Source organism: Arthrobacter globiformis NBRC 12137 (assembly GCF_000238915.1).
Classification (GTDB): domain Bacteria; phylum Actinomycetota; class Actinomycetes; order Actinomycetales; family Micrococcaceae; genus Arthrobacter; species Arthrobacter globiformis.
In genome coordinates, this window is the sequence record NZ_BAEG01000118.1 from 95,414 (window position 1) to 117,292 (window position 21,879).

19 protein-coding genes are annotated in these 21,879 nt (G+C 67.8%); 11 read left to right on the forward strand and 8 right to left on the reverse strand.

From position 1 onward, the window contains the following. Positions 1-2 precede the first annotated feature (2 nt). From ARGLB_RS22200 to ARGLB_RS22215, 4 genes are all read right to left on the reverse strand, one after another. A complete protein-coding gene (locus ARGLB_RS22200) occupies positions 3-1,154 on the reverse strand; it encodes a Gfo/Idh/MocA family protein (protein WP_003806432.1) in 1,152 nt (383 codons plus the stop codon). Between the two features lie 37 nt (positions 1,155-1,191). After that, positions 1,192-2,568 carry an MFS transporter gene (locus ARGLB_RS22205; RefSeq protein WP_003806434.1) on the reverse strand — a complete coding sequence of 459 codons (1,377 nt, stop codon included), beginning with the start codon at positions 2,566-2,568 and terminating at the stop codon, positions 1,192-1,194. Positions 2,569-2,755: 187 nt separating this feature from the next. After that, positions 2,756-3,553: an IclR family transcriptional regulator gene (locus tag ARGLB_RS22210; RefSeq protein WP_003806436.1), complete on the reverse strand. Its 798-nt coding sequence runs from the start codon at positions 3,551-3,553 to the stop codon at positions 2,756-2,758. After that, the gene (locus ARGLB_RS22215) at positions 3,553-4,338 is read right to left on the reverse strand and encodes an IclR family transcriptional regulator domain-containing protein (RefSeq protein ID WP_003806438.1); all 786 of its coding nucleotides are present in this window, start codon (positions 4,336-4,338) and stop codon (positions 3,553-3,555) included. Before ARGLB_RS22215 ends, ARGLB_RS22210 begins: the two co-directional genes overlap by 1 nt. Positions 4,339-4,577: 239 nt before the next feature. Here ARGLB_RS22215 and ARGLB_RS22220 point away from each other — a divergent pair, with 239 nt between their 5' ends. From ARGLB_RS22220 to ARGLB_RS22240, 5 genes are all read left to right on the forward strand, one after another. Then, positions 4,578-5,906 carry an MFS transporter gene (locus ARGLB_RS22220; RefSeq protein WP_003806439.1) on the forward strand — a complete coding sequence of 443 codons (1,329 nt, stop codon included), beginning with the start codon at positions 4,578-4,580 and terminating at the stop codon, positions 5,904-5,906. Between the two features lie 111 nt (positions 5,907-6,017). Next, positions 6,018-6,914 carry a LysR family transcriptional regulator gene (locus tag ARGLB_RS22225; protein WP_003806441.1) on the forward strand — a complete coding sequence of 299 codons (897 nt, stop codon included), beginning with the start codon at positions 6,018-6,020 and terminating at the stop codon, positions 6,912-6,914. 170 nt (positions 6,915-7,084) lie between these two features. Beyond that, a complete protein-coding gene (locus tag ARGLB_RS22230; protein WP_003806442.1) occupies positions 7,085-7,393 on the forward strand; it encodes a YciI family protein in 309 nt (102 codons plus the stop codon). Between the two features lie 9 nt (positions 7,394-7,402). Further along, positions 7,403-8,488: an alcohol dehydrogenase catalytic domain-containing protein gene (locus tag ARGLB_RS22235; protein ID WP_003806443.1), complete on the forward strand. Its 1,086-nt coding sequence runs from the start codon at positions 7,403-7,405 to the stop codon at positions 8,486-8,488. Further along, positions 8,485-10,140, forward strand: coding sequence for an FAD-dependent oxidoreductase (locus ARGLB_RS22240; RefSeq protein WP_003806444.1), 1,656 nt, complete (start codon positions 8,485-8,487; stop codon positions 10,138-10,140). The genes ARGLB_RS22235 and ARGLB_RS22240 overlap by 4 nt, the downstream gene beginning before the upstream one ends. A gap of 161 nt (positions 10,141-10,301) precedes the next feature. Here ARGLB_RS22240 and ARGLB_RS22245 read toward each other — a convergent pair whose 3' ends face one another. The 3 genes from ARGLB_RS22245 to ARGLB_RS22255 all read right to left on the reverse strand — a co-directional run bounded on the left by ARGLB_RS22245 (position 10,302) and on the right by ARGLB_RS22255 (position 14,258). Next, on the reverse strand, positions 10,302-10,874 hold the full coding sequence (locus ARGLB_RS22245) for a DM13 domain-containing protein (RefSeq protein WP_003806445.1): 573 nt from the start codon (positions 10,872-10,874) through the stop codon (positions 10,302-10,304). A 120-nt stretch (positions 10,875-10,994) separates the two neighbouring features. Next, positions 10,995-13,505: a sensor domain-containing protein gene (locus ARGLB_RS22250; RefSeq protein ID WP_003806446.1), complete on the reverse strand. Its 2,511-nt coding sequence runs from the start codon at positions 13,503-13,505 to the stop codon at positions 10,995-10,997. Between the two features lie 114 nt (positions 13,506-13,619). After that, a complete protein-coding gene (locus tag ARGLB_RS22255; RefSeq protein ID WP_003806447.1) occupies positions 13,620-14,258 on the reverse strand; it encodes a GOLPH3/VPS74 family protein in 639 nt (212 codons plus the stop codon). Between the two features lie 163 nt (positions 14,259-14,421). On the opposite strand from ARGLB_RS22255, the gene ARGLB_RS22260 reads away from it, so the two are divergent. From ARGLB_RS22260 to ARGLB_RS22285, 6 genes are all read left to right on the forward strand, one after another. Then, on the forward strand, positions 14,422-15,327 hold the full coding sequence (locus ARGLB_RS22260) for a MurR/RpiR family transcriptional regulator (RefSeq protein WP_050934457.1): 906 nt from the start codon (positions 14,422-14,424) through the stop codon (positions 15,325-15,327). 48 nt (positions 15,328-15,375) lie between these two features. Beyond that, positions 15,376-16,311, forward strand: coding sequence for an NAD(P)-dependent oxidoreductase (locus ARGLB_RS22265; protein WP_003806450.1), 936 nt, complete (start codon positions 15,376-15,378; stop codon positions 16,309-16,311). Positions 16,312-16,356: 45 nt separating this feature from the next. Beyond that, on the forward strand, positions 16,357-17,904 hold the full coding sequence (locus ARGLB_RS22270) for an aldehyde dehydrogenase family protein (protein WP_003806451.1): 1,548 nt from the start codon (positions 16,357-16,359) through the stop codon (positions 17,902-17,904). 7 nt (positions 17,905-17,911) lie between these two features. Further along, a complete protein-coding gene (locus ARGLB_RS22275) occupies positions 17,912-19,132 on the forward strand; it encodes an amidohydrolase (RefSeq protein WP_003806452.1) in 1,221 nt (406 codons plus the stop codon). Next, a complete protein-coding gene (locus ARGLB_RS22280; RefSeq protein WP_003806453.1) occupies positions 19,129-20,541 on the forward strand; it encodes a DUF3100 domain-containing protein in 1,413 nt (470 codons plus the stop codon). The genes ARGLB_RS22275 and ARGLB_RS22280 overlap by 4 nt, the downstream gene beginning before the upstream one ends. Before the next feature lie 344 nt (positions 20,542-20,885). Continuing rightward, positions 20,886-21,338: a hypothetical protein gene (locus tag ARGLB_RS22285; RefSeq protein ID WP_003806454.1), complete on the forward strand. Its 453-nt coding sequence runs from the start codon at positions 20,886-20,888 to the stop codon at positions 21,336-21,338. A gap of 2 nt (positions 21,339-21,340) precedes the next feature. Here ARGLB_RS22285 and ARGLB_RS22290 read toward each other — a convergent pair whose 3' ends face one another. Further along, positions 21,341-21,868: a gluconokinase gene (locus ARGLB_RS22290; RefSeq protein ID WP_003806455.1), complete on the reverse strand. Its 528-nt coding sequence runs from the start codon at positions 21,866-21,868 to the stop codon at positions 21,341-21,343. Positions 21,869-21,879: the final 11 nt, after the last annotated feature.

A 21,879-nucleotide genomic window follows, 5' to 3' on the forward strand; every position in this document is an offset into this window, starting at 1 on the left:
GCCTAGCCTGCCGCTTCTGCCGGGACCCGGGTCACGACGTCGGCCGGTATGTCCACGCCCGGTGAAGCCCCGGAACCGGCGAAGCGGACGGGGGCTCCGGTGCGCGAGGATTCATAGACCGCCAGCAGGATCCGCAGCGATTTCAGCGCGTCCTTGCCCGTGATGGCGGGCTCAGTGCCGGCGTCCAGGGCCTGCACGAAGTCGCGGACCTGGCTGGTGTGGTGCGGAATCAGTTGGCCGTTGATGGTGGAAAGGTCGACGTTCGGCTCCACGCCCTCGGGATGGACGGGCTCCACGGTGATCCTCTCCCCCACGGCCCACAGGTCGAGCCGGCCGTCACTGCCCTCGGGGAACTCCGTCAGTGATGCCGAGGCTCCCGTTTCGCCGGTGATCCGCAGCTGGATGCCCAGGTTGGGCGACACCGCCGTCGACGCCTCCAGCGTTGCCATGGCGCCGGAGGTGAAGGTGATAACTGCCGTGGCGGAATCCTCCACCTCGATGTAGCCGCCGTGCCGGTAGGTGTTGACCTTCCCGTACACCTCCGCCACGTCGCCGAGGTACCACTGCAGCAGGTCGATCTGGTGGATGGCCTGCGTCATGAGCACGCCGCCGCCGTCGTTCTCCCAGGTGCCGCGCCACGCATCCCTGTTGTAGTATTCCGGCGCGCGGTGCAGCATTACGGAACACTGGGCCATGAGCGGCCGGCCCAGTGTCCCGTCGTCGATGGCGGAACGGATCCGCTGCGCGGCCGGCCAGAAGCGGCGCTGGAACAGCGCTCCGAACTGCACTCCGGCCTCCTCGCAGGCGGCGACCATGCGCTCCGCCGATCCGAGCCGGGTGGCGATCGGCTTTTCGCACAGGACATGTACCCCGGCTGCCGCGGCTTTGAGCACCACCTCTTCATGGGTCGGGTGGGGCGTGCAGACCGACACGATGTCCACGCCCAGCGCCAGGATTTCGTCTACGGTGTTCACCGCATGCGGCACGTCCCAGTCTTGGGCGGTGGCGCGGGCCCGGTCCAGGTCGATGTCGCACACACCCACCACCTGCACGTTGTCCAGGGCGCCGAAGGCCTCGAGGTGGTTGCGGGAGATGGCGCCGCAGCCCACGATTCCGGCTCGGTACATGCGGGGGGCGGTTGCTGACGGGGTCATGGTTCCAACTTTCATTCTGGGTGGGGCGGTGCCGGGTTCAGCGGGAGGCGAAAGAGCTGCGTTGGCGCGGCAGGCCGAGTTCCTCGAGCGGGGTCCTGTGGGTTTCGCGGGCCGTGGCGATGGCGATCGCGGAGACTGCCAGGCAGGCTACGGTGAAGACTGCCACCGGGATCCAGCCGCCGGGGCCCGGCTGGGCAAGGACGGTGGCGATGGCGGGGGCGAAGCCGGTGAGGATCAGTCCCACCTGGCTGCCGATGGCCATCCCGGAGTAGCGGACCGGTGCCGGGAACATCTCGGGGAAGAAGACGGTCCACACACCGTTCCAGCAGGAGTAGAACACTGACATGTTCAGGAATCCGAAGACGAAGATCAGGGCGATGTTGTGCTCGCTGATGGCCCAGAAGTAGCCGAACGAGGTGATGGCGCAGCCCAGGGAGCCCACCAGGAGCACCTTCTTGCGGCCGAACCGGTCCGAGATGATGCCGGCCAGCGGGATGGTGAACATGGACAGGCCGATGGTGAGTGCGTTGACCGTGAGCATCAGGGTCCGGTCCAGGCCGATGCCCTTGCCGGTGGCGTAGGCCAGCGCGTACACGGTGAAGGTGGTCTGCATGACGGAGAACAGCATTACCAGGGCCACGCGCAGAACGTCGCGCCACTGGGTTTTCAGCACCTCGGCCGCCGGAATGCCCTTGGGCTTCTTCGCTTCCACCGTCTCCTCGAACACGGGCGGCTCCTCCAGCCGGGTGCGGATCCAGTAGGCGACCAGCAGCACCACGGCGGACAGCCAGAACGGGACACGCCAGCCCCAGCCGAGCAGCTGCTCCTCCGGGAGGGCGGCGAGCGGGATGAACACCACCGTGGAGAGCACCATGCCGGACGCGTAGCCGGTCATCACGAAGCTGGTGAAGAAGCCGCGGCGTCCTTCCGGGGAGTGTTCCATGGTCAGGGTCGATGCTCCCGCGGCCTCTGCCCCGGCGGAGAATCCCTGCGCCAGCCGGCCCACCAGCAGGAGCGCCGTGGCCCAGTAGCCGACCTGGTCGTAGGTGGGCAGGAAGCCGATGCCGATGGAGGCCACACCCATGATCACCAGGGTGATCATCAGTGCCTGCTTGCGGCCGATCCTGTCCCCGAAGTGGCTCATGATGACGCCGCCCAGGGGCCGGGCCAGATAGCCGACGCCGAACGTGGCCATCGCCCCGAGCAGGGCAACCACCGGGTCTCCGCCGGGGAAGAAGATCCTCGGGAACACCAGCGCTGCTGCCGTGCCGTAGATGAAGAAGTCGTAGTACTCCAGCGTGGATCCGAGGAAGGAAGCCAGTGCGGCCTTCTTCGGGGTCTTCGCGGGGAGGCTGTCCGCGCGTTCCAGGACGGCGGTCTCTGCGGCGGGGGTTGGGGGCTGGACATGTCCCATAGGTTCTCCTCATTGAGTTTCCAGGGCGGCCGCCACCGAAGTTGGTGGGGCCAAAGTGGTGAGCGTGCACCGTGTCCGGTGGGTTGCTCTGGAGGAAAACACTAGGAGCAGGGAAAAGCGCCGCGGCAAAACTTCCCATTCAACGGGACGCGGGCTCTGTTCGGCCCCGGGTGGACGAGGGCGCCGGTCAGGCTCCCTGAAGCCAGGGCCGCGTGCCGTACGGACGGCGTTCTGCGCCCATGGTCCGGGACAGGCCGCGCCCCGCGGCCACCAGGACGGGAAGAACCACTTTGGGGTCCTCGTCCGCCGTCGGAATTACGACGGCGATCGCTCCGATCACGCTGTTGCCCTCGCCAAAGACCGGGACGGCGTAGGCGGTGTTTTCCTCCACCAGGACGCCCGCCATGCGGACGTATCCGCGTTCCCGGATCAGGGCGAGCTGGGCGCGCAGGCGCACCGGATCCGTCTCCGTGGCCTCCGTGGTTTTCTCCAGCGGCCCGGCCAGGAACCGCTCCTGCACGTCGCGCGGCATGTGCGCCATCATGGCCATGCCGGACGACGTGTTGTGGATCAGGAGCCGGCCGGCCACCGCGGCAAGGTTGGTGGCGGTGCCGTGGCGGTCCAGCTGCTCCAGGTAGAGCACGGTGCCGGAACCGACGTCGGGAATGGAGAGGGACACCTGCTCCCGGACAGCGGCGTGGACGCCTTCGAGGAACGGAAGGCCCCGGCGCCGGAATTCCTCAAGCGGGTTGCTGCGGGACGCCAGTTCCCACATCTTCATGCCGACGCCGTAGTCCCCTGCCTCGCTGCGGTTCAGCAGCCCGCTGTCCACCAGGTCGTTGGCCAGCCGGTGGGCGGTGCTGCTGGACATGCCGGTGGCCCGGACCAGTTCGCTCAGCGACATCCGCGGCCGGCCCTTCGAAAAGGCATCCAGGATCTTCACCACGCGCTGGATGACGGATTCGCCGGAGGGCGAGTTGGCCATCAGGCCCGCCGCAGCCCGGACGCGTCCCCACCGTAGTCCAGGCCGATCTGCCGGGCCGCTTGCTGCAGGCGCGGCACCACGGACTTTTCAATGTCCTCGGCAGGTGACCGGTGGGTCTGCAGGGAGACGTTGACGGCAGCCACCACGTCATGGCCGCGGCACACCGGTACGGCCACGCCGCGCAGCCCCTCTTCCAGTTCCTGCGACACCATGGCCCACCCCCTTGACCTGGCACGGTCAATTTCTGTCCGCAGCTGGTCGAGGCTTGCCACCGAGTGTTCTGTCAGCTTCTGCAGCCGAACGGTTTCGAAGTAGGCCTGCAGATCCGGCTCGGTCAGGGCCCCCAGCAGCACGCGCCCCATGGAAGTGGCCCAGGCCGGGAACCTGGTGCCCACGGTGATCGTCACGCTGAGCAGCCGGGGCGAGGGCACACAGGCGACATACACGACGTCGGCGCCGTCCAGAATGCAGAGGGAGGTGGTCTCGTTCAGCTCGGACGCAAGCGCCTTCAGGTGCCGGTCCGCGATGGCCGGAAGCTCGAGGTTGGCCAGGAAGGACCGTCCGATGTCCAGCGAGCGCGCGGTCAGCTCGAAGTGCGCACCGTCGGCCCTCAGGTACCCGAGGTCGGCAAGGGTGAGGAGGAACCGGCGCGCAGAAGCCCTGGTGGTATCCGCCGCCGCGGCCACCTGGGACACCGTCAGCCGGGGCGCGTTCGGGGTGAAGGCCCGGAGCACGTCGAACGCCTTTTCGACCGATTTCACAAAGTAGGCCGGCTGTTCGTCCATGGGCTCCCTGCATCCTCCGGCAACCTCCAGCGATGACCGCTCAGACGTGTAGAGGCTGCGCTGTTCCTGACGTACCCAGAATACGGTCCACCGCCCGGGAGGGTGCAGGGCAGGGAAAACGGATTGTGAGTCACTTCACTCTGCGCTATCATTTTTCTAGTCGCATATCGCACGCTTGTTCGCGATACGCACAAATCACCAATTCGGACCCCGTCTTTCAGTGCGGAAGGACCCCTGCAATGACCGATCTAGCCCCCACCCAGACCGCTGAGGCGAAGCAGTACCAGCTCAAGCGCGCCAAGAAGGCCGCCCTGGCTGCCTTCCTCGGCGGCGCGCTGGAGTACTACGACTTCTTCATCTACGCCACCGCGGCGTCGTTGGTCTTCTCCAAGATCTTCTTCCCCGCAGGCGACCCCACCGTCGCCCTCATCGCCTCGTTTGCCACCTTCGGCGTCGCCTACGTGGCCCGGCCCTTCGGTGCCGTCGTCTTCGGGCACCTGGGGGACAAGATCGGCCGCAAGAACACCCTCGTCCTGACCCTGGTGCTCATGGGATCAGCCACGTTCCTGATCGGCGTGCTCCCGGACTTCAACGCCGCCGGCTACTGGGCACCCGCCCTGCTGGTCCTCCTGCGCCTCATGCAGGGCCTCTCCGCCGGCGCGGAAACCGCTGGCGCCTCCGCCCTGTCCACCGAGGAGGCCCCGGAAGGCCGCCGCGGCTTCTTCGCCAGCTTCGCCATGAGCGGCATTTCCGCGGGCATCGTCCTGGCCTCCCTGGCCTTCCTCCCCGTCGCCGCCATGAGCGAGGCGGACCGCCTCGCCTGGGGCTGGCGCATCCCGTTCTGGCTGTCCCTCCTGGTGCTGGTGGTCGCGTACCTGGTCCGGCGCTCCCTTGAGGAACCCGAGGTCTTCGAGGAAAAGCACGACCACGGCGAACTTGTGAAGCTTCCGTTCGCCAAGATGTTCAAGACGCATCCGGCGCAGTTCTTCCAGGTCGCCCTGATGTCTTTCGAGACCGTCACCAACACGTTCATGCAGTCCTTCGGCCTCGCGTACGCCGTGTCCGTCGGAGTCCCGGCGTCGACCATGCTGTGGGTGAGCATCCTGGGCAACGTGATCGCCATGTTCAGCCAGCCGCTGCTGGCCCGCCTCTCGGACCGCTTTGGCCGGCGCCCGGTGTTCATTGCCGGCGTCCTGGGATCCGGACTGATGATCTTCGTCTACTTCTCCGTCATCTCCACCGGCAACATCCCCATGATCTTCCTCGCCAGCACGGTGATCACGGCCGGCACGTACTCCATGTCCAACGCGATCTATCCGGCCTGGTTCTCCGAGCTGTTCAACGTCAAGGTCCGCTACTCGGGCATGGCCATCGGCCTGCAGGTCGGCATTCTCTGCGCCGGCTTCACTCCCCTGCTGGGCACCGCGCTGGTGGGAGCCGACAAGGCCAACTGGGGCCCCGCCGCCTGGATCGTCGCGGCCTCGTCCCTGCTGGCTGTGGCCGGCGCCTACTGGGCCCGCGAAACCCACAAGACCCCGCTGCGGCAGCTGGGCAACCCGGTCCGCTAGCACAGAGCCGAAGCGCGAACTGGCAGATAATGCCCTCAAATTGCCGGTTTGAGGGCATTATCTGCCTTTTCGTGGGATAGTTCTGCCGTCCCACGACACAGGAGGAACTGCATGGAGCTTCGGCAGATCGAGGCGTTCCTTGCCGTGGCCGAGGAACTGCACTTCGGCCGGGCAGCCCAGCGCCTCCGCATGGCCCAGTCGCCGCTGAGCCAGACCATCAGGAAGCTCGAGAAGGAGCTCGGCTCGGATCTGTTTGAGCGCAACACCCGTTCGGTGGCACTAACGACGGCGGGTGTTGCCTTTCTTCCCCACGCCCGCCGGGTCATCGACGAACTTGATCTCGCCCGCCGTTCCGCCGTCACCGAGCCGGGCACGTTCTATGGCCGGCTCAGCATCGGCTTTTCCGGGGCGCTGAACCACCGGACCCTTCCCCCGCTGACCCGGGCGCTCCGGCACCGCTACCCGTCCCTGGACCTGACACTCACCGGCGGCCTGCTGACCCAGGACGCCCTGCAGCAGCTCCGGAACGGTTCGCTGGACCTGGCCTTCGTCGGGCTGCCGCTGGACGCGGGCGGGCTGACCACCCGCACCATCGCCCTCGAACAACTGGGCGCCACCGTGCCGGTTGACCACCCGCTGGCCGAACGGCCGGCGGTCGGGCTCGCCGAACTGTCCGACGACGGTTTTGTCACCATGCGCGCCGCCCAGGGATCCACGCTCCGCGAGGCCATCTTCTCCGCCTGCGCGGCCGCCGGCTTCCGGCCGAGGGTGGCACAGGAAGTCACGGATCCGTACACCGCGCTGTCGCTCGTTGCCGGCGGCGTCGGGGTGAGCCTGATGCCCTCCTCCGTCGCCAGCATCATGCCGGGCGGCACCGTGTTCATCCCGCTGACCGGCAGCGCGCCCCTGCTCGAATCAGGCCTCGCCTGGAACCCCGCCGGCATCTCCCCCGCCCTGGCACTGGCCCTGGGCGTCGCCGAGGAAGTCCTCCCGACGCCGGCCGGCTGACCCGGTCTCCACGGGCTGGCACCCAGGCCGGCTGAGGCACCCCGCCCCGCCTCCCGGCGTCGTGCATTATGTGTCTTTCACACATACTCATTGACCAAATAAGTGTTGGACGTGGCACAATCCCGGTGGCCACGATGGAGGGAACATCCACTCAACGAAGAGGACACACCATGGCAACATTCGCCGTCACCTACGCCTACGCCGCCAACTCGTCCGCCGGCCGCGACGAACACCGCCCCCGCCACGTGGAATTCCTCCAGGAGCAGTTCGACGGCGGCACGCTGGTGAAGAGCGGTCCGTTCGGGCCGGAGGAGGATCCCGGCGCGCTGCTGATCATCGAGGCTGACTCGAAGGCCGACGTCGAGGCCCTGATGAACCAGGACCCGTTCTATCTCAACGGCCTCGTGGAGCAGCGCAGCATCCGGCAGTGGAACGTCTTCTTTGGTGCCGACGCTGCCGCCGCCACCACGCGGAACTAGGAGCAGGCCATGCTGATCGCGCGCACCGTCGCCAGGGAGACCATCCGGTATGAGGATATTCCGGAGCCGGCCCTCGAACCCGGCCATGCCCTGGTCCGCGTCCACAACGTCACCCTGTGCGGCACCGACCTGCACATCTGGGAGGACGACTATCCGGCCGGGCTGCCCGTCATCCAGGGCCATGAATTCGCCGGCACCGTCGAGGCCATCGGAACCAACGACGCCGGCATCCGCACCGGTGACCGCGTTGCCGTCAGCCCCATGGTCTACTGCGGACTCTGCCGGCCGTGCAGACTGGGCCGGTTCAACGTCTGCGAGAACATCGGCTGCATCGGGTGCTATTCGGACGGCGCCCTCGTGGAAATTCTCAGCGTGCCGGTGGAGAAGCTGTGCCCCGTGCCGGACAGCCTGGAACTCGATCTCGCAGCCATGGCCGAGCCCGCGTCCATCGCCATGCAGGCGGTGAACCGGGGGCGGCCGTCCCCGGGGGAAACGGCCCTGGTGCTGGGCAGCGGCCCGATCGGGCTGCTCGCCACGCTGTACCTGACGGACCTGGGAGTGAGCGTAGTTTGCGCCGACACCGAGCCGGACCGGCTGGCGCTGGCTTCCATGTTCGGCGCCGTGGACACGCTGCTGGTGGATCCCCGTTCGGACTTCCCCGGCGCCGACCAGGCCGTCCGGCTTGATGCGGTGACGGACTCGTCCGGGCCGGAGCTGGTCATTGAGGCAACGGGTGTACCGTCCTCGCTGGAGACAGCCGTCCGACTGGTGGCAAGCGCCGGACGGATCGTCCAGGTGGGGATTTCGGCGCGGACCGCGTCCGTTCCCATGAATGCCGTCCCCTTCAAGGAAATCGACCTGCTGGGCAGCCGGAACAGCCTGAATCTCATCCCGGCAGGGCTGGAACTGCTGGCCCGGCACCGGGACCAGGCCGGCGCGCTGATAACGCACCGTTTTGCTTTCGGGGACCTGCAGCAGGCCTTCGAACTGATGCGCAGCCGCACCGAACCGGTGGGCAAGATCGTGGTGGACATGCCGGCCTCGCAGTCCGCTCGCCCGGCGGGAACTGGCGCGCTCACGGGAGTGCGGGCGTGAGCGGGATCGAAGCCGTGGACGGCCCGGCGGCAAGCCCGCTGCTCACGGCCGCCGGGAACATCTCGGGCACCTACGATGTGGTGGTCGCGGGCAGCGGCGCCGCCGGCCTGGTCGCCGCGATCCGGGCCGCCGGCGCCGGGCTGCGGGTACTGGTGGCCGAGAAGGCCCCGCTGCTCGGCGGCACGACGGCCGCCGGGGGCGGTGTGATGTGGGCACCGAACAACCACCTCGCCCGGCAGGCCGGTTACCGGGACAGCCACGAGGACGGCGTCGCCTACCTCACCGAGGCTGCCGGGCACGTGCTGACCCGCGAGGAGGTGGAATGGTACGTCAGGACTGCTCCGCGCGCCGTCGCCTATCTCGACAACGAAACCCGGCTTTCGCTGACGCCGATCGCCCGCCCGGACTACCACATGGAGTGGTCCGGCGCGGCCGACGGCGGACGCGGCCTGGACAATGACGCCTTCGACCCGTCGGGGTACCCGGGCCTCGCGGAGGCGATCCGGCCGTCGTCCTATTTTCCGCTCCTGACCATGACGGAGCGCGACCAGCTCAACGGCCGTGCGGCGGATCCGGAACTGCTGTCCCGGCGGGCTGCCACTGGCGTGCGGACCATGGGCGGCGCCCTGGTGGCGTCGCTGCTGGCGAGCGCGTTGGACCGCGGCGTGGAAATTGCGGTCTCCGCACCGGTCGAAGACCTGGGCCGCGATGGTGGCAAGTGGGCGGTGGCCCTCGGCGGCGCCGCAGCCGGCAGAACCGTCTCGGCGGCCGCCGTCGTACTGGCTTCCGGCGGTTTCGAGTGGAACCCGCGGCTCCGCCAGGCGTTCCTGCCGTTTCCGGTGACGCCCATCAGCGCGCCGTCCAACGAGGGCGACGGCCTGGAGCTGGGCCTGAAGGCCGGCGCCGCCGTGGCGGACATGACCGCCATCTGGGGAGTGCCGGTGATTTCCGAGGCCGCGCACGAATACGACGGTGTGCGGTCCGGCCGGATGGGGAACGTGGAAATGACCCTTCCCGGCTCGATCACCGTCAATGCGGCCGGGAAGCGTTTCGTGAATGAGGCGCTGAACTACCACGATGCCTGCCGAGTCTTCGCCTCCGTTGACCCGCTGACCGGCCGCCAGCAGAACAACCCGGCGTGGCTCGTGTTCGACGCTGCGTATCTGGCGAAGTACCCGGTGGCCGGCTCAGCCGCGGGCTCTCCGGCCGCCTGGATGACGGCCGCCGATTCGCTGGAGGAGCTGGCCGGCAAGGTGGGCATCGATCCGGCCGGGCTGACCGCCACGGTGGCCCGCTTCAACGCCGGTGCCTCGGAGGGCATGGACCCGGAATTCCATCGCGGCGCCACCCCGCAGGACCGCTTCCTCGGCGACGCTGCCAACACTCCCAACCCGTGCCTGGCGCCGCTCGCGACCGCCCCGTTCTATGCGGTCCGGATTTCCGCCGGCGTGCTGGGAACCTCCGGCGGCCTGGACACCGACTTCAACGGCCGCGTCCTGGACCGGCACCGGCAGCCCATCCCGGGACTCTACGCGGCGGGCAACGTCTCCGCGGGGGTTTTCCGCAACAACTACCCCGGCGGCGGCGCAACCCTTGGCTCGGCCATCACCCGGGCCTTCGCGGTCGGCGAGCACATCGCAACGCACCTCTGACCGCGCCGCACCACCAAACCGCGCCCGGGCCCGGAGTTTTTGTCCGCCTGTCGCGACTTGAGGGGCGGCGTTTTGGGGCCATTATCTGTACAAAGACTCCGCCCCAATGAAGGACGACGGCGGAACCACCCGCCGTCGTCCTTCTTGCGTCAACGGATCGCTCACCTCGCGAGCTGGGCCGCTCCGAACGAAACACTGAACTGGACGCACCACAGGTCAACTGACCTGTACCTGGCCAGGTCAACGTCCTCGGGGATCGCGTACACCTGGTTGCCCTGGTTCCCCTTGATCACCCCCAGGTCAACGTGTTCGGCGGAACCGGCCGTGAACCATCCGGCAGTTCCCTCCACCACGTCCGCTGCGCTGAGCCAGACGTGCACATCCGGGCCGTTGGAAGTGTCGAGGTTCTCCAGTGTCAGAACCCGCGAGCCGCCGGGCTGCTGGATGATTCTGACAGTTCCCGTGGTGGCGTGTTCGTGGCTAATGAGGGAACCCTTGGCAAGTTGAACGGGAGCGGCGGGCATCTTCGTGGTGGTTCCGGAGGGCGGCTTCGAGGTGGCGGAGGGGGCTGGCGGCGTCTGCACTGCTGAGGCTGCGACTGTGGGCAGCTGCTCATCCACGCGCACGTCAACAAACAGAAGCCACGGCTTGAATAGCGCGAGCCCTAGCGCCAGCACGGCGGCACCCGCCGCGGCGGCCATGACCCAGCGGCGCGTGCGTTTGCGGGCCTCCATGCTGCAAATCTACACCTGGTCGCGCCGGCGAGTTTTTGTCCACTTGTCGCGACTTGGGGGGCGGCGTTTTGGGGCCATTATCTGTACAAAAACTCCCGGCCAGTTGGCCAACCGGCCTCCTTAGCCCACCCGCGGCAGGGGCTCCCCCGCTGACCTTCCTGCGGCAACCGGCGCGGAAATCGCGGCGGCAACGTTGGCCGGATGGGACCGCAGCCAGGCCGGGATCCGTTCGGCCGGCAGCGGCTTGCTCCACAGGTACCCCTGGGCGAGGCGCACACCCAGCCGGCGGAGTTCGCCCAGCTGGACGGCGGTTTCCACGCCTTCGGCCACGACGTCTAGCCGGAGGCTCTCGGCCATCCCAAGGACCAGTTCGATGATCGTGGCCCCGTGCGGATCGGCGCCCAGCTCCTCCACGAAGGTGCGGTCGATCTTGAGGGTCCGTGCCGAGAGCCACTTGAGGTAGCTCAGCGAGGAGTAGCCGGTGCCGAAGTCGTCGATGGACAAGCCTACCCCCAGGCGGGCCAGCCGCTGGAGCGTTTCCTTGGGCAGGTCCGGCTGGTCCATCAGCACTGTTTCGGTGATTTCCAGGTGGATGGCGGCGGGGTCGATGCCGGTATCGCGGATGGCCGCCTCGACGACGTCGGGAAAATCGCCGGCCACGAGCTGGCGGCCGGAGATGTTCACGGCCGCCGTGAAGTTCTCCGCTCCCGGGACCTGTGTGCGCCACTGCTGCACCTGGCGCAGCGCCTCGCGGAGCACCCAGGTGCCGATTGGCAGGATCATGCCCGTCTCCTCGGCAATCGGTATAAAGGCATCGGGCATGATCGGGCCGTGTTCGTGGTGGTGCCAGCGCAGCAGAGCCTCAAAGCCGACGGCCCCCTCGGTGGAAACGTCGATGATCGGCTGGTAATTGAGGGAAAGCTCGTTGCGGTCCAGTGCAAGGCGCAGATCGGACTCCAGGTCGAGGCGCCCGGTGGCCCGCCCGGTCATGCGGACATCGTAGATCGCTGACGAATCCCCGCCGGCGGACTTGGCCCGGTACATGGCGGCGTCCGCCCCCTGAAGCATGGACTCGGCGGTATCCTCGACGTCCGCGAGGGCGATGCCCACGCTGACATTGAGGTAGATCTGCCGGCCGTCCACGTCGAAAGGCTGCCGGGTCGCTTCCCTGATCCGCCCGGCCAGATCCTGCGCGCCGCACATCTGCAGGCCCTCGCAGATCACCACGAATTCGTCGCCGCCGAACCGGCCCACCGTGTCGCCTTCCCGGACGGCGGCCTTCAGCCGCTCGCCCAGCTGCACGAGGATCATGTCGCCGGCGCCGTGGCCGATGCCGTCATTGATCAGCTTGAAGCGGTCGACGTCGACGAACATCACCACCGGCCGGGCGGTCCGGTCCAGGAAATTCTGGAGGACCTCGGTGACCATGTACCTGTTCGGCAGGCCGGTCAGGGCGTCATGGCGCGCCTGCCACTCGAGGATCTGTTCAGCATTCTTCCGGTCGGTGATGTCCAGGACAGTGTCCAGGAACCGGACAGGGGTGCCGTCGGCGCCGTTAATGCTCCGGATCCGTGAATGCAGCCAACGCTGTTCTCCGCTGGGCCGAATGATCCGGTATTCAAAGTCGGCGAAACCGAGCCCGTGGTCCAGGCTCTGCCACACGTCGCGGACACGGTCCCGGTCATCGGGGTGCGTCCGCGCCAGGATGGCTTCCCGGTCTTTCCGGTCCCCGGCGGAGATTCCCAGGATCCGGTCGAATTCCTCCGAATGCCACGTCTCCCCGGTGGCAACGGTGTGCTCGACACTTCCAACGTGGGCCATCTCCTGGGCAGCCAGCAGCCGCTCGCGTTCGGCATCGGCCACGGCCTTCAGCCGCTGGATCTCCGTAATGTCCCTGGCAATGGCGGATGCCCCCACCCTGATGCCGTCCTGGTCGTAGACAGGGGACACTGTCAGTTCGACGTCGATCACCGACCCGTCCTTGCAGCGCCACCGGGACTCCACACCGGTGACGAACGCCCCGCTCCCCGAACCGGAGGTGACCTCCGTGCCGAAGTAGGCGCCGTCGTCGGCCGTTACCAGGCCGTGGCTCTGTCCCACAGCCTCCCAGGAGCTCCAGCCGAGCATCCTCGCCGCCCCCGCGTTCCAGCTGGTGATCTTCCCGGTGAGGTCGGCGCCGATGATGGCATCGCCGGAGGATTCGACCATGGCCGAGAGCCTGCGCAGGATCGCCTCGGTGTGCTTGCGGTCCGTGATGTCCTTCGAGATCGCGACAACGGCTACGGGCACGGTGTGCCGGCCCCTGATCCGGCTGACTGTGGCGTGGACGGGGAATTCACGGCCGGTGCTGTGGCGGGCCCACAGTTCGCCGGCCCAGTCCCCGCCGCGGGCCACCCTGTTGGCAATTTCGCGGTCGGTGGCGCCGCCGCCGCGGACCTCGGCGCCGCCGATGATGCCCAGGTCCGTGATCTTGAGCCCAAGAACCTTGTCCGGGGCCAACCCGTACAGCCGCTCCGACGCGCGGTTCCAGTACGTGATGCGCCAGTCGCCGTCCATGCCGATAACCGATTGGCCGATCTCGTCCAGCAGCAGCGACTGCATCACCAAATCGTCGCGATGTTCCCCGGCCATAACCCCTCCGACAGGTGCTCCCCCAATGGCAGCGCGCTATGCACTCGGACCCGTTTGCTTAGGGAACCGTGCTGGCAGTAAATCAGCAGGCTGGGTTTCCTGCAAGGGTTTCGGCTACGTGGCCGCCTCCGCCTCCGCCAGCCGGATCATGCGAAGCTCATCGCGCACCGCACGGGAAGGCCAATGATCACCGGCCAGTTCTTTGAGCCGGGCAGGACTGGCCCCCGGGAAAAGCTTGTCCATCAGGCCCGCCGCGTGCAGCAGGCCAATCAGCGCAGCGGTTCTGGCGTCCGACGGCGATCCGTTGAGTACGCTTTCGATCCTCGCCAGAAGTGCCGCCTCCGGAGCGTGGTCCTTCTCCGGGTAGCGCGTGGTCCTGAAGAGGCCAAGATGCTTTTCGCCCACATGGGTCACGATGCCGAGAGCCGCCATCCCCTCATAGACGCGGTGCAGTTCGGCGCGGCTTTCCAGCATGGCAACCCACCGCCGCGGGCTGTGCGGCCGGGACTTGTCGTGGATCAGCTCCCACTGGTGCAGGAAGTCAGACTGCGGAGCGGCTCCGGTGGCCCTGACGTATTTCCCCTGCAGCTCGATTGCGCCCAGCAGGTCCAGCTCGGCCAGGATTGCCCCGGCCAGTCCGGCTTTGAGGACGCTCTGCGGCACTTCCGGTTCGCCGTCCGTGTCATTCGTTGCCAGAACGAGGAACGCCTGCGGGAGGTTCAGCTCCCCGGCGCCCGGGATTTCGGTGCTCATACCCTCATGGTCCACCGGTCCCGCCGCCGCTGCAATGGACGGCCAACCCCGGGATTTTCACACCGGAGACCCACAAAGCCCTTCACGCAAACAGAATTGCAGAGTACATTTGATGCAATCAATCTTGCAGAGTGATCCACGTACCAGGAATCCCGTAACAGAAATGAGGTATGACTTGAACGCCAACGCCGCCGGCCTGGAGCCCGGCACGGAAACCGGCGCGGGTCCCGCCACCCATGCGTGGCTCGGCGACGCGCTTCCGGACCTTCCGCTGTCCAAGGCCCAGAGCCGCGTGGTCGATGTGATTGCGCGCAACCCGCAGCTTTCCTCGTACGCAGACATCGCAGAGATCGCCCAGCGGGCCGACGTCAACAATTCGACAGTGGTCCGCGCGGCCCAGCACCTGGGCTACCGGGGATGGCCGGACCTCCAGCGGGAACTGCGGTCCCGCTATCTGGTGATGATCTCCACCGAGGACACCCTGACCGAGCACGGGGAACACCGCAGTCCCCTGCATGATGCGCTCAACCACGACATCGAGAACCTGCGCCTGACCCTGGACTCCAACACGGCCGACGACGCGGAGGCGGCCATCGCCACCATGGCGGCGGCCAAGTCCATCATCGTCCTGGGGCTGGGCTCGTTCGCCGGCCCCGCCAGCGTGATGGCCCATCTGGGCTCGACCATGGGATACCCCATTACCCTCGAGAACCGCGGCGCGGTCCACCTCGCCTCCAGCGCCAACGCCTTGGGCCCCGGGGATGTCCTGGTGGTCATCAACATGTGGCGCTCGATGCGGCAGATCATCGTCACCGCCGAAGCCGCAAAACAGGCGGGCGCCAAGGTCGTCGCCATCAGCGATATGCGCCGCGGCCGCCTGGCGGCCGTCGCCGACCACCTGCTGGTGGTGGCGTCGGAAGGCATCTCCTTCTTCCAGTCCGTCACCGCCGCAAACTCACTGGTCTACGGCCTGCTCGCGGGCATGGAGGCCGCGCACCCCGAGCGCAGCCGTGCAGCCATCCGGCGCACCCAGCAGCTGTGGAAAGACCTCGACATCTACCTCGACTGACCTGCAGCTCCCGCGACTGCACCACCTACCCCTTCCAGGAGCACCTTCATGAACACCAGCACCGAACGCCGCATCGCCGTCATCGGCCTCGGCTCCATGGGCGGAGCGATGGCAGCCACGCTCCACAACACCGGCTGGGACGTCACCGGCTTCGACCCCTCTGAGGCGGCACGGACCGCCGCGTCCGGCACCGGCATCGCCATCACCGCCAGCGTCGAGGATCTCGCCGGCACCCCCTACGCGGTACTCTCACTGCCCGCGGCCAGCGTCGTCGAGTCCACGGTTCCGCAGCTCCTTGCGTCCCCCGGAACCGTCGCAATCATCGACACCACCACTTCCGAGCCGGCAACGAGCAAGCAGATGGCCGAACTCGCTGAAGCGCAAGGCGCAGCGTTCGTGGATGCCCCGGTCTCGGGCGGCCGCGACGGCGCAGCAACCGGAACCTTGAGCGCCTTCGTCGGGGCGACCGATGCGGCCCTTGCCGCCGCCGAGCCCGTCCTGCTGGCACTCACCGGCGGCAGGTACAACCACATCGGCGGGCCCGGCAGCGGCAACGTCGTCAAGCTCCTCAACAACGTCCTGGCCGCGGCCAACCTCGTCTCGGTTGGCGAGGCCCTGGGAGTCGCCAAGGCCTATGGCATTGATCCGGCCACGGCGGCAGCAAGCATCAGCGGCGCCTCCGGCGGCAGCAAAGTCTCCGCAGCCATGTATCCGAACTGGGTGCTCTCCGGTACCCACGACTCCGGTTTTTCGCTCGGGCTCATGGCGCGCGACGCCGCACTCGCCGTCGACGTCGCCGCCCGGATCGGAGAACATCCGGCACTGCTGGCCGCCGTCGCCGGCCAATGGCAGGAAGCGCTGGCCGTCCTCGGACCGCGCGCGGATTTCACCGAGATCGCGCGGACCGTCGCCCCGGCCGTCACCCCCGCTGGAGCCCCCGCGGGTGCACCGGAAAGCACAAACGACACCACCGCCGTCGTCTGACTGACCCCGAAGCAAACGACTCAGAGAACAAAGAGGATCATCACATTGAGCGCCACCACAGCACCCACTTCCTCGTCAGCGGCCACCGCGCGGGCGGTCCTGGACGCAGCGTTCCCCAAAGGGCTCGGAGCATTCCTTGACGGCAGGACTGTCCCCGGCAGCGGCGAGGGCATCACCCTCACCGCCGCGGCGACGGGCGAACCGTTCGCCACCTACGCCGACCCCGGCACCGAGGGCGCCGACGCCATCCTGGAAAGCTCAGTCGCCGGGGCAAGAACCTGGGGCGAAATGAACGGGTTCGAACGGGCCGCCATCCTGCGCAACGTCAGCCGCACAGTGGAAGCACACGCGGAGGAGCTGGCCATCCTCGAGTCCGCCACCACCGGAAAGCCCATCCGCGACGCCCGGGTGGAGGCCGCCAAGGTCGCCGAGATGTTCGGCTACTACGCAGGTTGGGCGGACAAACTGACAGGCCAGACCATCCCCGTTCCCGGCCCGTGGCACACGTACACGGAACGCGTCCCCTGGGGCGTCGTCGTCGCCATCACACCCTGGAACGCGCCGCTGTTCACCGCCGGCTGGAATTCCGCGGCTCCGCTGGCCGCGGGCAACGCCGTGATCATCAAGCCCAGCGAATTCACACCGGCCTCCAGTGTCCGGCTGGCGCAGCTGGCGCACGAGGCCGGCCTGCCTGCAGGCGTGTTCAACGTGGCCACGGGGCTGGGTCAGACCGTCGGCGCGGCACTTACGAGCGACCGGCGCGTCGGCAAGGTCAGCTTCATCGGCTCCGTCCCCACCGGGCGCCGGGTTGCCGTCGCTGCCGCGCAGGCCGGCATTCCCGCGCTGCTGGAACTCGGCGGCAAGAGCGCCAACATTGTGTTCGCGGACGCGGACCTGGAACGCGCCGCCGACGGCGCCATCGCCGCGATCTTCTCCGGCGCCGGGCAGTCCTGCGTGGCCGGGTCGCGGCTCCTGGTGGAGCGCAGCGTGCACGCCCGGTTCGTGGAGCTGGTCGCGCAAAAGGCAGCCCGCTTGCGCGTCGGCGACCCGCTGAGCGCGGACACCGAAGTGGGCCCCATCATCACGGCGCAGCAGTTCGCCACCGTCACCTCGCTCATCGAGGCCGGAATGAACGACGGCGGACGCCGGGTCACGGGCGGAACGCTTCCCGACGCCCTGGCCGGGTCGTCGCTGGCCGGCGGCCACTGGGTGATGCCCACCCTGCTCGACGGCGTGACGCCGCAGAACCGCCTGGAAACCACGGAAGTCTTCGGACCCGTCGTCGGAGCCGACGCCTTCGACACGGAGGCCGAGGCGATTGCCCGGGCCAACAACACCAACTTCGGCCTGGCGGGCGCGGTATGGACCTCGGACGTTTCCCGTGCCCACCACGTGGCACGCCAGGTGAAGGCCGGCACATTCTGGATCAACTCCTACAAGACCATCCACGTGGCCGTCCCGTTCGGCGGCTTCGGGGACTCCGGCCACGGCCGCTCCTCCGGCCCGGGCGTCCTGGACGAGTACACGCAGACCAAAGCAGTCTGGGTGCCGACCCGTGCAGCGGGCGCCCCCTTCCCGTCCCTCTCCTACTAGGGCAGGCATGATCATGGAACCGACAGAAGCACCGGCCCTCCGCGCCGCCCTGGCCGAAGGCGTCAGCAAGTGGAAACCGCGGGCACTGGCCATCGCACAGCAAATCCACGCCCTCAAGGAGGTGTCCTTCGAGGAGGTCCACTCGGCGGGGGCGGCTGCAGACCTGCTGGCCGAGGGCGGCTTCGAGGTGGAACGCGGAACCGGCGGGCTCCCCACGGCCTTCACCGCCAGCGCCGGCAGCGGCGAACTGACGGTGGCCCTGTGCGTGGAATACGACGCGCTGCCCGACATCGGGCACGCCTGCGGGCACAACCTGATCGCCGGCGCCTCCGTCGCCGCCGCCCTGGCGCTGCGGCCCTTCGTCGACGAGCTGGGCATCACCCTGAAGACCATTGGAACACCCGCCGAGGAACATGGCGGCGGCAAGGCGCTCCTGCTGGAACGCGGCGCTTTCGACGGCGTCAGCCTGGCCCTGATGGTTCATCCCGTCCAGGACGGGGTGACGTACAACCCCGCCGGCACCAGCGCCCAGGCTGTGGGCCGGTACCGGGCGACGTTCACGGGAAAAGCCGCCCATGCCGCGGCCGCCCCGCACCAGGGCGTGAACGCCGCGGACGCCGCCGTGCTGAGCCAGGTGGCCGTCGGACTCCTGCGCCAACAGATCCCCGGCGACCACCGCATCGCCATGTATGTCGCAGAGGCCGGCCATGTCACCAACATCATTCCGGAACGCGCGGTGGTGGAGTTTGAATGCCGGGCCTTCACGCTGAAGGAATACGAAGTGCTGCTGGAGCGCGTCCGCCGCTGCTTTGAGGGGGCCGCACTGGCAACCGGCGCCACGCTGGCCATCGAGGACACGGAACCGCTCTACGCGCCGCTGATCCAGGACGACGCCCTGGCGGCGCATTGGACCGAGGCCATGGACGTGTTTGGCAAGGACACCTCGCCCTCGGCCGGCATCAGCGGCGGCTCCACGGACATGGGCAACATCTCCCAGGTCATCCCGAGCCTGCATCCCTGGCTGAGCATTCCCGGCGCGGACGTCCCCATCCACTCCCACGCCTTTGCCGCACTGGCAGACTCCCCGGAGGCCTATGCCGTGATGTTCGAGGCAGCCACCGCGCTGTCCTGGACAGTCGCCGCAGCGGCCACCACCCCCACCGAAAGGGCACGCCTGATCAAAGCGGCCTACCGCCGTCAGACGGACACACAGGAAGGCACACCATGAGCACCAGCACAACTCCCGCGCGGACAGACAAGGCCGGCACCCGGCTCACGCTTCCCATCGCCGCGCTGGCCTTCGTCATTGCGCTGGCGGTCCAGCTGATCGGCCAGGCCAAGATCGACGTCGGCATCGGCGCGATCGTCATCTTCCCCATGGTCTGGGGCCTCATCCTCGGCCTGCTGGTCTCGGTCCAGAAATTCAAGCCGCTGGGCCTGGACCTGCAGCGGGTCGCCGCCGCCCTGGTCGGTGTGGCCGTGCTGCTCCTGGTGGCCAGGCTGGCTTTCAACATCGGGCCCAGCCTTCCCACCCTGCTCAAGGCAGGCCCGGCGCTGCTGCTGCAGGAGGTGGGCCACCTGCTGGGCACCATTGCGCTGGCGCTTCCGCTGGCCGTGCTGCTCCGCATGGGCAAGGCGACAGTCGGAGCCACGTTCTCCCTTGACCGCGAACCGTCCTTCGCCATGGTCTCCGAAAAGTACGGGCCCGACTCCGACCAGTACCGCGGCGTCCTGGCCATGTACGTTTTCGGCACCCTGTTCGGCGCCGTCTACATCACGCTGCTGACCTCGCTCGTGTCCAACTGGAAGATCTTCGACCCCCTGGCCCTGGCCATGGGCGCAGGCGTCGGGTCCGGTTCCATGATGGCGGCGTCCTCCGCCAGCATCATCGCCGCCTACCCCGGCGACCAGGAGGCCATCCTGGGCATGGCGGCCATCTCCAACCTGATCACCACCATTCTGGGCGTCTACGTCGGCATCTACCTCGCCCTGCCGCTGGCGGACCGTTTCTACCGGGTCCTCACCCGCAGGCAGACGCGCGAAGAGGCTGCAGTCACGGCCGGCGCCCCGGCCCAGGGTGGGGACGCCCAGCGCCGCGGCGCCGGCGCGGACACCGAACTCGCCGGCGCGGACGCCAGGGACGCCGCGCAGGCGGAGGAAAACCGCCGCTTCCGCGAACGGGTCGCCGAATCGTCGGCGGCCATGCACCTTCCGCTGTGGCTGTCCCTCTCGGTCCTGACCGTCCTCGGCATCGGCACGGCCTCGATCGCGGCCAAGGGATTCAGCCTGACCATCGTCGCCGGGTACGCGATCATGCTGGCCCTCGTCCTGGTCAGTATCGCCCTGGCCAAGCTTACAAAGAAGATCTCGGCCATCGTCTACATCACCACCATCGGCGCCTACATCTCCAGTCCCTGGTTCTTCGGCGCCGCGGCACTCAACGGCCCCATCAAGTCGGTGGACTTCCTCTCGATCGCCACGGTCATGCTGACGCTCGCCGGCCTGTCCCTGGGCAAGGACATTCCACTGCTGAAAAACATCGGCTGGAAGATCATTCCGGTGGGCCTGGTGGCAGTCACCGCATCGTTCCTGCTGTCCACCGTGATCGCGGAGTTCGCACTCGGACTCTGGCATTAAGCCTTTGGCATTACGCCTCTGGCACTAACCGCTGACGCACAAAAGGAAGCGGACGACGGCGGGACCTCCCGCCGTCGTCCGCTTCCTTTGCATTTGGCTCTTGTCAGTGCACCCGGTACATGAGATGGTGCGGCCAGCCGGACTTTCGGCCGCGCCGGATGTTTGACAGTGCCGGATGTTTGGCAGCACAGCGCGGCACCCCAAACGGCGCCGCCGTCAGGGGACATGACCGTACAAACATGGCCCCATAGATTCGGGCACCCGGTCGCAGCACTGGCACCGCCACAGGCGACGCAGGACGCCACGCTTCCGTTCACCACACCCTTTATCCAAGGAAGAACCTGATGTTAGGCACCAAAAGCCGCCTCGCCGCCGTCGCACTCGCCGCCTGCCTCATGGGCATCGCCGCCCCCGCCCACGCAGCCCCCGCGGCGCTCGTCACCGCGGGACCCGGAATCCTCGTCGCCGACGGCGCCGCCGTCGATATTCCAGTGACCTTCGTCTGCGACACCGACCCCACCCTGCTCATCGCCGTGCCCGTCATCCAGCTCACCCAAAGGGTCAGCGACGGACGGATCGCCGGCGGCATCGGAAACGAACAGCTCAGCTGCACCCGGCAGGCCCAGACTGTCACCATCCGAGTGGTTCCCAACGTGATGGCGTTCAACGAGGGCACGGCCGCAGCTACTGTCGTTCTGCAAAGCTGCAACGCGCAGTTCCAGTGCTCCGCCGAAATCATCAACACCGAACTTAAACTCGCCAAGGGCGCGGGAACCGGGATCCTGCCCCAGAGGTAGGGCTAGGAAAGTTCCAGCTCGCGGACGATGCCGTCCACCAGCGATGCCGGATCGCCGAGGATGTCCACGGGAATATGCACCTCATCGGCCCCCAGCGGCTCCAGCGTCGCAAGCTGGGAAGCCAGGAGGCTGCTGGGCATGTATTCGTGCGCCCTGCCGCTTATCCGGCCCGAAATGGTGGTTGCCTCGCCGGAAAGGTGGATGAACACCAGGTCAGGTGCGAAGCTGCGCAGCAGGTCCCGGTAGCTGCGCTTGAGCGCCGAGCAGGCGATGATGCGCGTGCCCGCTCCGTCGGCGGGTGTTGCCAGCGCCGCACCGATTTCGGCGAGCCAGGGCGCCCTGTCCTCGTCATTCAGCGGTGTGCCGCTTGCCATCTTGGCCTTGTTGGCAGCCGGATGAAAGTCGTCCCCGTCGAAGAAGGGCACGCCCAGGCGCTCGCCCAGCAGCGCGCCGACGGTCGACTTTCCGCAGCCTGAGACGCCCATGACAACCAGGGGCGGCAGGTTCGTGATCATTGTTGTTCTTTCCATGCGTGGCTCTA